This window comes from Paracoccus zhouxuedongae (assembly GCF_041927815.1).
GTDB lineage: Bacteria > Pseudomonadota > Alphaproteobacteria > Rhodobacterales > Rhodobacteraceae > Paracoccus.
Genome location: NZ_JBHFHM010000002.1, coordinates 178255 through 191150 on the forward strand (window position 1 = coordinate 178255; position 12896 = coordinate 191150).

At 68.2% G+C, this 12896-nt stretch carries 13 protein-coding genes; 8 read left to right on the forward strand and 5 right to left on the reverse strand.

All coding sequences use genetic code 11. From position 1 onward, the window contains the following. Positions 1-248: 248 nt before the first annotated feature. Positions 249-1763 (reverse strand): YifB family Mg chelatase-like AAA ATPase, encoded by a 1515-nt coding sequence (locus tag ACEYYA_RS03830; RefSeq protein WP_374797758.1) that lies wholly within the window; start codon positions 1761-1763, stop codon positions 249-251. Positions 1764-1880: 117 nt separating this feature from the next. On the opposite strand from ACEYYA_RS03830, the gene ACEYYA_RS03835 reads away from it, so the two are divergent. The 3 genes from ACEYYA_RS03835 (at position 1881) to tsf (ending at position 4828) form a co-directional block, all read left to right on the forward strand. Beyond that, positions 1881-2717, forward strand: coding sequence for a ChaN family lipoprotein (locus tag ACEYYA_RS03835; RefSeq protein ID WP_374797760.1), 837 nt, complete (start codon positions 1881-1883; stop codon positions 2715-2717). Between the two features lie 361 nt (positions 2718-3078). Continuing rightward, positions 3079-3840 (forward strand): 30S ribosomal protein S2, encoded by a 762-nt coding sequence (gene rpsB, locus ACEYYA_RS03840; protein ID WP_374797762.1) that lies wholly within the window; start codon positions 3079-3081, stop codon positions 3838-3840. Positions 3841-3952: 112 nt separating this feature from the next. Then, positions 3953-4828, forward strand: a complete 876-nt coding sequence (gene tsf, locus ACEYYA_RS03845; RefSeq protein ID WP_374797764.1) for a translation elongation factor Ts — start codon at positions 3953-3955, stop codon at positions 4826-4828. A 259-nt stretch (positions 4829-5087) separates the two neighbouring features. Here the strand turns inward: tsf and ACEYYA_RS03850 are convergent, their stop codons facing one another. From ACEYYA_RS03850 to ACEYYA_RS03865, 4 genes are read right to left on the reverse strand one after another with little or no spacing between them, the layout of a single operon-like run. Further along, positions 5088-6389 carry an HlyC/CorC family transporter gene (locus tag ACEYYA_RS03850; RefSeq protein WP_374797766.1) on the reverse strand — a complete coding sequence of 434 codons (1302 nt, stop codon included), beginning with the start codon at positions 6387-6389 and terminating at the stop codon, positions 5088-5090. Next, positions 6370-7380, reverse strand: a complete 1011-nt coding sequence (locus tag ACEYYA_RS03855) for a site-specific tyrosine recombinase XerD (RefSeq protein WP_374797768.1) — start codon at positions 7378-7380, stop codon at positions 6370-6372. The genes ACEYYA_RS03850 and ACEYYA_RS03855 overlap by 20 nt, the downstream gene beginning before the upstream one ends. Next, positions 7367-8980 carry a hypothetical protein gene (locus tag ACEYYA_RS03860; protein ID WP_374797770.1) on the reverse strand — a complete coding sequence of 538 codons (1614 nt, stop codon included), beginning with the start codon at positions 8978-8980 and terminating at the stop codon, positions 7367-7369. The genes ACEYYA_RS03855 and ACEYYA_RS03860 overlap by 14 nt, the downstream gene beginning before the upstream one ends. Beyond that, positions 8967-9104: a hypothetical protein gene (locus ACEYYA_RS03865; RefSeq protein ID WP_374797772.1), complete on the reverse strand. Its 138-nt coding sequence runs from the start codon at positions 9102-9104 to the stop codon at positions 8967-8969. The genes ACEYYA_RS03860 and ACEYYA_RS03865 overlap by 14 nt, the downstream gene beginning before the upstream one ends. A gap of 223 nt (positions 9105-9327) precedes the next feature. Here ACEYYA_RS03865 and ACEYYA_RS03870 point away from each other — a divergent pair, with 223 nt between their 5' ends. The 5 genes from ACEYYA_RS03870 to ACEYYA_RS03890 all read left to right on the forward strand — a co-directional run bounded on the left by ACEYYA_RS03870 (position 9328) and on the right by ACEYYA_RS03890 (position 12894). Then, the gene (locus tag ACEYYA_RS03870; protein WP_374797774.1) at positions 9328-9873 is read left to right on the forward strand and encodes a shikimate kinase; all 546 of its coding nucleotides are present in this window, start codon (positions 9328-9330) and stop codon (positions 9871-9873) included. Beyond that, a complete protein-coding gene (aroB, locus tag ACEYYA_RS03875; RefSeq protein WP_374797776.1) occupies positions 9870-10976 on the forward strand; it encodes a 3-dehydroquinate synthase in 1107 nt (368 codons plus the stop codon). The genes ACEYYA_RS03870 and aroB overlap by 4 nt, the downstream gene beginning before the upstream one ends. 84 nt (positions 10977-11060) lie before the next feature. Further along, positions 11061-11657 (forward strand): VOC family protein, encoded by a 597-nt coding sequence (locus tag ACEYYA_RS03880; protein WP_374797778.1) that lies wholly within the window; start codon positions 11061-11063, stop codon positions 11655-11657. After that, positions 11657-12130 (forward strand): GNAT family N-acetyltransferase, encoded by a 474-nt coding sequence (locus ACEYYA_RS03885; protein ID WP_374798113.1) that lies wholly within the window; start codon positions 11657-11659, stop codon positions 12128-12130. The genes ACEYYA_RS03880 and ACEYYA_RS03885 overlap by 1 nt, the downstream gene beginning before the upstream one ends. Before the next feature lie 32 nt (positions 12131-12162). Further along, positions 12163-12894 (forward strand): TerB family tellurite resistance protein, encoded by a 732-nt coding sequence (locus ACEYYA_RS03890; protein WP_374797780.1) that lies wholly within the window; start codon positions 12163-12165, stop codon positions 12892-12894. Positions 12895-12896: the final 2 nt, after the last annotated feature.

The window sequence follows — 12896 nt, forward strand, 5'->3', positions numbered from 1 at the left end:
CAAACGATTCGCCGGCAGGCCAAGATTTATCGATAGCGCGGGGTCGGTGCCCTGGACTGGACCGCGACGTGGGTGATCCGGCCACCTTCTGATGGCGTTCAGCGTGGCTGTGCGCGTAATTGGCAGCCGCAAAGCGCCCGTGTTGCGTCATCGCCTGCCAAGCCCGATTCTGCCGTCTTTCGCCGCCAAAGCCCTCCAAAATCCGGACCCGCAAGCCACCGCCGACCGACAGTCGCACCATCGTCCCTTCAGTCACGCAGGTCGGGGCGGATGCGATATCCGACCGCTTCGGCAATGTGATGCGCGGCAACTTTCGGCGCGGCCTCGAGATCGGCGATGGTGCGGGCCACGCGCAGGATGCGGTGATAGCCGCGTGCGGTCAGCCCGAAGCGGTCGGCAACACGCGCGATCAGGGCCTGGCCCTCGGCATCTGGCTGCGCGATATCCTCAAGCACGCGGCCCTCGGCTTCGGCATTGGTGTGCAGATCGGGGTGATGGCCATAGCGTTCGGCTTGGATCGCGCGCGCGGCGGTCACGCGGGCGGCGACATCGGCCGAGCTGTCACCCTCGGCCGGGCGATCAAGGTCGGCCAACCGCAGCGAGGGCACCTCGATTCGCAGGTCGAACCGATCCATCAACGGGCCAGAGATGCGACCAAGGTAGTCCTCGCCGCATTGCGGGGCACGCGAACAGGCGCGGGCTGGGTCGGTCAGGTGGCCGCAGCGGCAGGGGTTTGCAGCCCCGACCAGCAGGAACCGACACGGATAGCGGATATGGGCGTTGGCGCGCGCGACCATCACCTGACCGGTTTCGACCGGCTGGCGAAGGGTTTCCAGCACCGCGCGCGAGAATTCGGGCAGTTCGTCCAGAAACAGCACGCCGTTATGGGCCAAGCTGATTTCGCCGGGCTGCGCACCGCGCCCGCCGCCGACGATCGCCGCCATCGAGGCGGTGTGATGCGGCTCGCGGAAAGGCCGCTGGCGCGAGATGCCGCCCTCGCCGATCAGGCCCGCGCGCGACAGGATCATCGAGGTTTCCAGCGCCTCGGGTGCCGACAGCGGCGGCATCAGGCTGGGAAGGCGCGCGGCCAGCATGGATTTGCCGGCACCGGGCGGACCGGACATGAACAGGTGGTGGCGTCCGGCGGCGGCGATTTCCAATGCGCGTTTGGCGCGGATCTGGCCCTTGACGTCGCGCAGATCGCGGCTGACGGGAGGCAGCGCGACCTCACCGGGCAGGGCGGGGCGCAGCGGATGTCGATCAGTCAGATGCGCGATGGCTTCGGTCAGGGTGGCCGGCGCGAAAACCGTCGCGGCCCCGACCCAGGCCGCCTCGGCCCCCGAGGCGCGCGGGCAGATCAGCACCCGACCCGCCGCCGCCGCGCCGACCGCGGCGGGCAGGGCGCCGGGCACCGCGATCAGCCGCCCGTCCAGCGTCAGTTCGCCAATGGCGGTGACGCCCGCAACCGCATCGCGCGGCAGAATGTCCAGCGCGGCCAGCAAGGCAAGCGCGATCGGCAGATCGAAATGCGCCCCCTCCTTCGGCAGATCGGCGGGCGCCAGGTTGACGGTGATCTTTTTTGTCGGCAGCGCGATGGCCATCGCAGCCAGCGCCGCGCGCACCCGCTCGCGGGCTTCGGACACCGCCTTGTCGGGCAGGCCGACGACGGCAAAGGCGGGCATCCCGGCGGCGAGCGCACATTGCACCTCGACCTCACGCGCCTCGACGCCCTCGAATGCCACAGTATAGGTGATTGCGGTCATGCGCCCCCCTTTGCCCCTGCTTAGCGCGGCGATGGTTTAGGAATGGTTAACGTCGCTGCGCTTGCCCAGCGGGGCGAGCCGACCTATCACCACAATCAGGATGCACGGGGGAACGGCATGGCACGCGGGATCGGGCTTTCGGTGGTGGTGGCGGCATGGCTGGCGGGGCCGGCACTGGCGCAGGATGCAGCGCTGCATCTGGCCGAAAACCCGGTCGACATCGCCATTCTGGGCGAGGTTCACGACAACCCCCAGCACCACCGCAATCAGGCCGCCGCCATCGCCACGCTGGCCCCCACGGCGGTCGTCTTTGAAATGCTGACCCCCGAGCAAGCGGCGCGGGCCCGCGACATCGACCCGCGCGATGCCAAGTCACTGGCGCGGGCCCTGGACTGGGCCAATTCCGGCTGGCCCGATTTCGCGCTTTATGCGCCGGTCTTTGCCCATGTGCCCAAGGGCGGAATCCGGGGTGCGGCGCTGCCACGCGATCACGTGCGCCGCGCCATGACCGAAGGCGCGGCAGCGGTCTTTGGCACCGGTGCGGCCCAATACGGGCTGGCCCGCCCGCTGCCCAAGGACCAGGCCGCCCGCCTGGCCGAGGAGATCGGCGACGATCACTGCGGCGCCTTGCCCGACACTGCCCTGCCCGGCATGGTCGAGGCGCAGCGGCTGCGCGATGCCGCCTTTGCCCGCGCCACGCTGGCCGCGCTGAGCGAAACCGGCGGCCCGGTCGTATTGATCACCGGCACCGGCCACGCGCGCAAGGACCGCGCTGTCCCAGCGATGCTGGCCAAAGCCGCGCCCGAGGCACGTATCTTCGCCCTGGGCCAAAGCGAATGCGACGGCCAAACCTGCACCGAGGCCGGCGACGCCGCCCCCGATCTTTACGACATGCTGATCCTGACCGCGCCGACCCCGCGTCCTGACCCATGCCTTGCCTTCCGCAAGCCCTAAGCGTGCTTGGGTATGTGACCAAGGAAGATTCTGGCGCCCCCAACCCTTTCAGGCGGGCCTGTCCAAACCTCCAGGCGCCAGGGCCTTCTTCCTTGACGGCCATCGACTCGCCAGCCTGTGCCGTGATCCCAACAGACACCGATTCGGTTAAGATACCGTCAACTTGGCCTTCTTTCTTGCACAAATAGGCATCCGAACCCGCCGCCCGCGCAGCCTTCCCCCTTGCGCGCGGGTCCGCTCCGGGCTAAACGCGCGCCACTTCACAGGCGGGGTCGGGCCTTTGCAGAGAGACATCCTGCATCGGTCCACCGGTTGAGACGTCAGTCTTGAAAGCCCCGCCAAGGCGCAAACCGGAAAGGACATGGATATGGCGCTTCCTGATTTCTCGATGCGTCAGCTGCTTGAAGCTGGCGTTCACTACGGCCACCAGACCCAGCGCTGGAACCCGCGCATGGCCGAATACATCTATGGCGACCGCAACGGTATCCACATCATCGACCTGACGCAGACCGTCCCCATGCTGGACGCCGCGCTGAACGTCGTGCGCGAAACCGTTGCCAAGGGCGGCCGCATCCTGTTCGTCGGCACCAAGCGTCAGGCGCAGAAGGCCGTGGCCGAAGCCGCCGAAAAGTCGGCGCAGTATTACATGAACCACCGCTGGCTGGGCGGCACGCTGACCAACTGGAAAACCGTGTCGCAGTCGATCCAGCGTCTGAAGCAGATCGACGAAGTGATGGCCGCCGGTGGCGAGGGCCTGACCAAGAAAGAACGTCTGAACATGGAGCGCGAGCAGGCCAAACTTCAGGCCAGCCTGGGCGGCATCCGTGAAATGGGCGGCCTGCCGGATTTGCTGTTCGTCATCGACGTGAACAAGGAAGACCTGGCGATCCTGGAAGCGCAGAAGCTGGGCATCCCGGTGGTCGCGGTCGTGGATACCAACTGCTCGCCCAAGGGCGTGGACTATGTGATCCCCGGCAACGACGACGCGGCCCGCGCCATCGCGCTTTACTGCGATCTGGTCAGCCGCGCTGCGCTGGACGGGATGAGCGCCCAGATGGGTGCCGCCGGTGTCGACCTGGGCGCCCTGGAAGAGGCCCCGGCCGAAGAAGCCGTCGACGCCTGATCGGCGCCGTTACAGAACTGACATCAGGGCGGGCTATGCCCCGCCCGACCCCATTCAGCACATCAGGGCGGGGTCAGCCCCGCCCGATCCCATTCAGCAAGGAGATGCTGTGATGACCATCACCGCACAAATGGTGAAAGACCTGCGCGAATCGACCGGCGCGGGCATGATGGATGCCAAGAAAGCCCTGACCGAAACCAATGGCGACATGGAAGCCGCCGTTGACTGGCTGCGCACCAAGGGCCTGGCGAAGGCCGCGAAAAAGGCCGGCCGTGTGGCCGCCGAAGGTCTGGTCGGCGTTGCCGTCAAAGGCGGCAAGGGTGTCGCCGTTGAAATCAACAGCGAAACCGACTTCGTGGCCAAGAACGATGAGTTTCAGGGCATGGTCCGCGGCATCACCGAGACCGCTTTGGGCGTCGACAACCTGGACGGCCTGAACGCCGCGCAACTGGGCGGCAAGCCGGTCAGCGAAGTGCTGACCGATGCCATCGCCAAGATCGGCGAGAACATGACCCTGCGCCGGATGGTCGTGGTCACCGGCGACAATGTGGCGTCCTATGTCCACAACGCCGCGGCCGAAGGCATGGGCAAGATCGGCGTTCTGGTCGGCATCAAGGGCGACAACCTGGATGTGGCCAAGCAGATCGCCATGCACATCGCCGCGACCTCGCCCGCCTCGCTGTCGGAGGCCGACCTGGACCCGGCCTATATCGAGCGCGAAAAGAACGTGCTGACCGAACAGGCGCGTGAATCGGGCAAGCCCGAGGCGGTGATCGCCAAGATGATCGAAGGCCGTATGGCCAAGTTCTTTGAAGAAGTGACCCTGCTGGGCCAGAAGTTCGTCATCAATCCCGACATCACCGTGGCCCAGGCTGCCAAGGATGCCGGGATCGAAGTGACCGGCTTTGCCCGCGTCGCCGTGGGCGAGGGTATCGAAAAGGAAAAGGAAGACTTCGCTGCCGAGGTCGCCAAGACCCTGAAGGGCTGATCCTTCCCCATCTGTCTGATGCGAACGCCGCCCACCGGGCGGCGTTCTGCATGTCAGGCAGGCTTCGCGGCGACGGTGACGCGCGGCTTCCCTGAAAAAACCAGGGCTAAGCCGCGCGCCGTCGTTCCTGGCGAAATTGCCACCACTCATGGAACGGGGAAATGGTCGACCAATTTCCCCGTAAAGGCGAGTCAGGGAATCCTGACTGCCCAAGGTTATGATTGCGCTAAAGGATTTATGGGGGCAAAGGCGCCCCGATCTACAGCGGGCGCACCTTCATGCGGGTGATGCGGTTGTCCTTGCGGGTCACCACCTCGAACCGGAAACCGTGGAACGAGAACACCTGACCTTGCAGCGGGATCATCTGCGCCTCGTGGATGACCAGGCCGGCGACGGTATTGGCCTCATCATCGGGCAGAGACCAATCCAGCGCGCGGTTCAGGTCGCGGATCGTCATCGCGCCGTCGATCAGATAATCGCCGGTCTCGGTGCGGGCGGGCGCGGGAACGGTGGTGGTGTCGAACTCATCGGTGATTTCACCGACGATTTCCTCGAGGATATCCTCCAGCGTGATCAGCCCCTTCAGATCGCCATATTCATCGACGACCAGCGCGAAATGCGTGCGCCGCTTCAGGAACTCGCGCATCTGTTCGTCCAGCGGCGTGGTATCGGGGATGAAATAGGGCTGCATCGCCACCTTCATCACATCCAGGTCCGAGACCGAATCCAGCTTGCCATCGCCCGAGCGCAGGAACTTGTCGACGGCGCGCAACAGATCCTTGGCGTGCAGGACGCCGACGACATTCTCACGTTCGCCGCGGAACAGCGGCATGCGCGTATGCGGAGAGGCAAGAACCTGCGCCAGGATGGCACCGGGCAGCGCGTCGGCGTCGATCATCTCGATCTGGCTGCGGTGGCGCATGATCTCGTCTACGGTGCGATTGCCCAGGTCGAGTGCGCCCAGCAGGCGGTCGCGGTCTTCCTTGTCCACCTTGCCCTCGGATGCGCCGATCGCCAGCGCACCGGCGATTTCCTCGTGGATGGTGAACAGATGCTGACCCGCGTCGGCGCGGATGCCGACCAGCCGCAGGATGCCGCGCACGATGGCACGGACCAATGTGACCACGGGTGCCAGCATCCGGGTGAACAGCGCCGCCGGGCGGGCCACGCGGCTGGCTACGGTTTCCGGCACCATGATCGCATAGGTCTTGGGCAGCACTTCCGAAAAGATCAGAACCAGCACCGTCATCACCGCCGTCGCAACCAGCACGCCCTTGTCACCGAAGGTGCGCGTCAGCAGCGCGGTCGCCAGGCTGGCCGAGAGGATGTTGACGACGTTGTTGCCCAGCAGCATTGCGCCGATGAAGCGTTCGTTATCCTCGGTCACGCTCAGCGCGATGCCCGCGCCCTCGTCGCCCTTGTCGGCCCGTGCCTTCAGCTTGGCGCGCGAACTGGCCGTCAATGCGGTTTCCGACCCCGAAAAGAATGCCGATATCATCAGCAGAACGGCAATGCCCGCGGCATTCAACCAGAAGGTCAGGTCAAGATGTTGCATTGTCACTCTCGTCTTGGGTTGCGGTGGGCGGATGTCTGGGATCGGGCTGGGCCAGCGGGTGATGGGTCATTACCAGTTCCCGCAGCCGCGCCTCAAGCACATGGGTATAGATTTCGGTGCTGGACAGGTCGGCATGGCCCAGCAGCGTCTGAATGACGCGCAGATCGGCGCCGCCTTCCAGCAGGTGCGTGGCAAAGGCGTGGCGCAGCACATGAGGCGTGACCTGCGCGGGGTTCAGCCCGGCCTTGGCGGCAAAGGTTTTCAGCAGCGCATGAAAGCCCTGCCGGGTCAGGTGGCCGTCGCGCCCGCGCGCGGGAAACAGGGCGCGGGCAGGGGGGCTGCCGCGCGGGCGCGCCGCATCGGCGGCGTCGCGGTGGACCAGCCAATGGGCTAGCGCCGCGCGTGCGGGGTCGGACAGCGGCACCAGCCGGTCCTTGCTGCCCTTGCCGCGCACCAGGATCATGCGCGGATCGCCGCGCGCGGCGGCGACGGGCAGGCTGACCAGTTCACTGACGCGCAGGCCGGTGGCGTAAAGCAGTTCCATCAGCGCCCGGTTGCGCGACCGCTCGGCGGGGGTTGCGCCGGTTTCGGCTGCGGCGGTCAGCAGCGCCGTCACCTGATCCTGCCCCAGACTGCGCGGCAGGCGGCGCGCGCGGCCCGGCCCGGCCAGCCGGATCGCCGGGTGATCCGCGCGCCAGCCCTGATCCTGAACGAAGCGGAAGAATTGCCGGATCGCCGACAGGCGGCGCGCGCGGGTGGCAGGCGACAGGCCGATCGCCTCAAGCCCGATCAGGTAGTCCTCGATTTGGGTTTGGGTCACGCTGTCGGGGGCAAGGCCCCGATGCGCCAGCCAGCCGCCGAAATCGACCAGATCGCGGCCATAGGCCAGCAGCGTGTTGCGCGCCACGCCCGCCTCGGCGCTGGCGGCGTCCAGAAACGCGCTGACCCATAGGCGGGTCTGGCCCGATGGGGCAGGGGGGGGCTCAGCGTCGGTCATGAAGGATCAGCGCCTGCCGCGCGATCAATCTGGCGTCGGCCTCCAGCCCCAGCCGGTGCAGTGCGACCAGCCCGGCGGTCAGGCGGCGCGGATCGCCACCGCCCGCGCCCTCGGCCAGATCGGCAAGGCTGGCCAGCAGCGCCTCGCCGCGCCGGTCGGCGGCCAGCAGATCGGTGACCGTCTGGCTGGGCTGCGCCGTGTCGGCAAAGCCCGCCCAGACCGCCTGTTCCATCGCATTGTCACCCGGCTGCGGCAGCGGGCTGTCGGGCCGCGCCAGTGCCAGCGCAAGCGGCGGGGCGGTGGCCGCGCCGGGGGTGGCGGTCCAGTCGGCGGCGGCCTCGGTCATCAGGCCAAGGCGCGTCGCGCAGGCCCCGCCCGCCGGGCCAAGCCGGTTCACGCGCGGCAACAGGCGGGGGGCATAGACCTCGGCCAGCGGGTCGATCAGACCGGCCTCCGCCAACCGGTCGCAAGCGGTGACCAGCGCCGCATCCAACCGGGGATCGGGACCATCACCCGGCGGCAGATCCGCCAGTGCCGCATTCAGCGCCGCGATCGCCGCCACCCGGTCCCACACCCCGCCCGAGGCCGCCGCGCGCTGATGGCCATAGCTGTCAAACAGCCGGTCGGCCCGAAGCGCGCCCGCGCGGGCAAGCCGTTCCGATGCCTCGATCTGCGCGCGCCAGCCGGTGTTGGCCGACAGGTCGGCCTGGGCAAAGGCCAGCGGCAGGCCATGGGTGGGCAGCGGCTCGCCGATCGCCTCCATCAGCCGATAGCTCAGCGGTGTGGGGGTGCCGTTCGGGGTCAAGGGGGCCGCGCCATCGGCATGTTCGGGGTCAAGGAAGCGCAGCAGCAGTTCCGACATCTCGGGGTCGATCAGATCCAACGCGCGCGCCGCAACAAAGCTGGTCATCGCCGCCGACCAGTCGCCGCCGCGCGCCAGGCAAAACAGCCGCACGGGCAGGCTGGGCGTCAGACCGGGGGATTCGTCCAGCGTGGCGCAGGCCCGGGTCTCATGCCCGGTCAACAGGGCGACGTCGAAGCGGCGGCGGAAGCGTTCGGCATCGCCGGGACCGGCGGCATCCAGCAGCCCCTGGGCCGCATCCAGTGCGCCCAGATCCAGCAGCCGGTCGACGCGGGCCAGAAACACCTGTCCCTGCGCGCCCGGCATCGGATCCAGCCGCGCCACCAGAAGGCGGCGCAGCAAGGCGCCGATGCCCGGCGGCCCGTCGGCGGGCGCGGTCGCAATCAGCGCCGCGACATCGCCCGGCTGGCTGCCCGACCACAGATCGGCGGGCAGCCGTGCGCGGTCGGCCGGCATCAGCCCAAGGCTTTCCGGGTTCGCCTCGCCCAGCCGCAGGGTGGTGACGGGGCCGACCGCGCCGGTCTGCGCGACCGGAGGCTCGACCACGCGGGAACCGGGGTTCGGCTGACCGGGCCGCCAGGCGGGCGGCGGCACCTGCCGGGTGTCCACACCCGGTGCGGGTGCCAGCGACGGGCTAAGCCAGTCGACCGCCGACATCGGCGCGCCATCATCCGCGGCCCATGCGGGGATCGGCAGCGCCAGCGTCAGTGCCGCCAGCAGGGGTTTAATTCGTGCCATTCAGCGTGACCGGCAGCCGGGTTTCGACCGGATCGGCCTGCATGTCGCCCAGATAGGCATAACCGGCCACGCCGATCAGGCCCAGAACGACCAGTGCCACAAGGATTTTCAGAAAGGTAAGCATCTGCCGTTCCGCCTGTCTTCTGCCATTGTCATCATTGCCCGACCGCGCGCACAGGTGCGGTCTGGGGTCTTTGGTCGCGAATATATATGGTAATCTCGGCAAGATCACGCCATTCAGGGGGAAAATCGGGGCAGGGCGTGTCTTTTGGGCAGCCCCTCGCCGGTCGGGCCTGGCTATTCGCGCCGCGCTCACCCTGGCGGCCCTCGCAGACGGGACGATCACGGTGCAACGATTGACACGGCCGGTGGTGCTGATCGGCATGATGGGGGCGGGCAAGACCGCCGTGGGCACGCAGCTAGCGCGCGTGCTGGGCGTCGATTTCCGCGATTCAGATGAGGCCATCGAGGCCGCCGCGAACATGAGCGTGGCTGAAATCTTCGCCCGCGACGGCGAGGGTTTCTTTCGCGCGCGTGAGGCCGAGGTGCTGGCCCGGCTGCTGGCGGCGGGGCCTTCGGTGATCTCGACCGGCGGCGGGGCGTTTCTGGCACCGGCGAACCGGCAGGCGATTGCAGAGGCGGGCGTTTCGGTCTGGCTCAAGGCCGATCTGGACCTGCTCTGGCAGCGGGTGCGCCACCGCAGCACGCGGCCCCTGCTGCGCACCGCCGATCCGCGCGGCACGCTGGCCGCGCTGCTGGCCGCGCGCGAGCCGATCTATGCCGAGGCGCAGGTGGTGGTCGAGGCGGTGCCGGGCCTGTCGATCGAGGGGATGACCGACCGAGTGCGGGCCGCGTTGCGCGCCGTGCCCGGCCTGCTGGAGGAGATGGCATGAGCGAAGCGGTTGGCGTCGATCTGGGCGATCGCAGCTATCAGGTGCGGATCGGGCCGGGCCTGCTGGCGCGCGCCGGGGCCGAGATCGCGCCCTTGCTGCACCGCCGCCGTGTGGCGGTGCTGACCGATGAAACGGTGGCGGGCCTGCATCTGGATGGCCTGCGCGCCGGTCTGGGCGACATTGCCATGTCGTCGCTGGCGCTGCCCGCGGGCGAGGCGACGAAAGGCTGGCCGGGGCTGGAACGCGCGGTCGAATGGCTGCTGTCCGAAAAGGTCGAACGCCGCGATCTGGTGGTGGCCTTTGGCGGCGGCGTGATCGGCGATCTGGCCGGCTTCGCCGCCGCGATCCTGCGGCGCGGGGTGCGGTTCGTGCAGATCCCGACCACGCTGCTGGCGCAGGTCGACAGTTCGGTGGGCGGCAAGACCGGCATCAACAGCCCGCAGGGCAAGAACCTGATCGGCGCCTTTCATCAACCAAGCCTGGTGCTGGCCGATACCGACGTGCTGATGACGCTGCCCGCCCGCGACTTTCTGGCGGGCTATGGCGAGGTGGTGAAATACGGCCTTCTGGGTGATGCCGATTTCTTCACATGGCTTGAGAAGAACGGCCCGCAACTAGCTGAAAACAGTGATAAACGAGTGCAGGCGGTGCGGCATTCGGTGGCCATGAAGGCGGGGATCGTCGCGCGTGATGAGACCGAACAGGGCGAACGCGCGTTGCTGAACCTGGGCCATACCTTCTGTCACGCGCTGGAAAGCGCCACCGGCTATGGCGACCGCCTGCTGCATGGCGAAGGGGTGGCGATCGGTTGCGCCTTGGCCTTTGATCTGTCGGCCCGCATGGGGTTGTGCGCGCAAGAGACCCCCTCGCGCGTGCGGGCGCATCTGCGCGCCATGGGGATGAAGGTCGATCTGGCTGATATTCCGGGCGATCTGCCGGGCGCCGAGGCATTGATCGCGTTGATGGCGCAGGACAAGAAGGTGGTCGACGGGCAGATGCGCTTCGTTCTGGCCCATGACATTGGCCGGGCCTTTGTCTGTGATGCCGTTGATCCGGCGGCCTTGCGCGCGGTTCTGGACGACGCCCTTACCCTGCGCGGCTAAGGGGAGCTGCGCGCCCCCCCTCGCGGCGCTTGCGCGCCGCTTAGCCCTGCGGAATATTTGGGCCAAGAAGAAAGGGGTGCGGTCATGCGGTTGGATCATGTGGCAGTGGCGGCGGCCTCCCTGGCCGAGGGGATGGCCTGGGTCGAGGCGGCGCTTGGCGTGACCTTGGCGCCCGGTGGGCAGCACGGCGTGATGGGCACCCACAACCGGCTGTTGTCGCTGGGGCCGGGCGAATATCTGGAGGTGATCGCCATCGACCCCGCTGCACCGCCGCCCGGACGGGCGCGGTGGTTCGGGCTGGACGGGTTTTCGGGCGCGCCGCGCCTGGCGGGCTGGGTGGCGGCCTGCGACGATCTTGACGCGCGGCTGGCCGCCAGCGGCGCGGGCCGCGCGGTCGAGGTCAGCCGGGGTGATCTTTGCTGGCGGATCGGGGTCAGCGACAGCGGCGTGATGCCATTTGACGGATGCCATCCGGCGCTGATCGACTGGCTGGGCGGGCCGCATCCGGCCGCGCGGCTGCCCGATGCGGGCTGTCGGCTTGCGGCGCTTGAGGTCAGCCATCCGCGTGCCGACGATCTGGCCCTGGGTCTGGGGCTGGCCGATCCGCGCATCCGCGTGACGCCCGGCCCGGCCGGGCTGCGCGCTGCCATCGACACGCCCAACGGGCTGGTCTGGCTGTGATCCTGCGCGACGCGACCGCAGCCGATGCCCCCGCCATCGCCGCCTATTGGAACCCGCTGATCCGCACGACGACCATCACCTTTTCCAGCGAGGAGAAAAGCCTTTCCGATCTGGCGGCGATGATCGCTGAGCGCCCCTGGTTTCTGGTGGCCGAGGTGGATGGCCGTGTCGCAGGCCATGCCACCTGCGCGCAGTTTCGGGGTGGCAATGGCTATGTTCACGCCCATGAGCACACGATCATCGTCGATCCCGCCGCCCAGGCCCACGGCGTCGGCCGCGCGCTGATGACTGCGCTTGAGGGGCGGGCGCGGGACGGTGGCGTGCATGTGATGGTCGCCGGGATCAGCGGCGAAAACCAGGCCGCGCTGCGCTTTCACGCCGCGCTTGGCTATGCTGAAACCGGGCGGATGCCGCAGGTCGGGCGCAAGTTCGGCCGCTGGCTGGATCTGGTGCTGATGCAGAAATGCCTGTGACATTCCCCGTCCCGGCGTTTTAGGATCAGGCCATGACCACCACCTTGCCCGCCCCCGAATCCATCTGGTCGCGTCTGGCCGGCGCCCTGGCCGCACTTGGTCGGGGCGAGGGGCTGTCGGCGGTGTTCGACCGGCTGCGCACGCCGCCCGAACGCAGCGTCGGCTTTACCATCGCCGTCATCGCGCTTGGCGCCAAGATGGCCAAGGCCGATGGCCGCGTCACCCGCGATGAGGTCACGGCCTTTCGCCAGGTCTTTACCATCCCGCCAGGCGAGGAGGTCAACGCCGCCCGCGTCTTCAACCTGGCGCGCGCCGATGTGGCGGGTTTCGATTATTACGCCCGCAAGATCGGCGCGATGTTCGCCCCCGGCGATGCCTGTGAAGGCGTGCTTGAGGACGTGATGGAGGGGCTGTTCTTCATCGCCTTGGCCGATGGTGACTACAATGAGGCCGAGGATGCCTTTCTGGCCGAGGTGGCGCGGCATTTCGGCCTGTCGGATCGCTGTTTCCGCCGCCTGCGTGCCAGTTTCGTGCCCGAGGCCGACCCCGACCCCTGGCATGTGCTGGGCCTGGATGATGACGCCGGGCTTGAAGCGGCGCGCGCCCGCTGGCGCGAGCTGGTGCGCGAGGCGCATCCCGACCGCGCCTTCGCGCGCGGCCTGCCCCCCGAGGCGGTGCGGCTGGCCGAGGTTCGCACCCAGGCCCTGAACCGCGCCTGGGAGGCGATCCGCGCAGCCGCGCCGCAGCCGGTCAGCGCGGGCTAGGC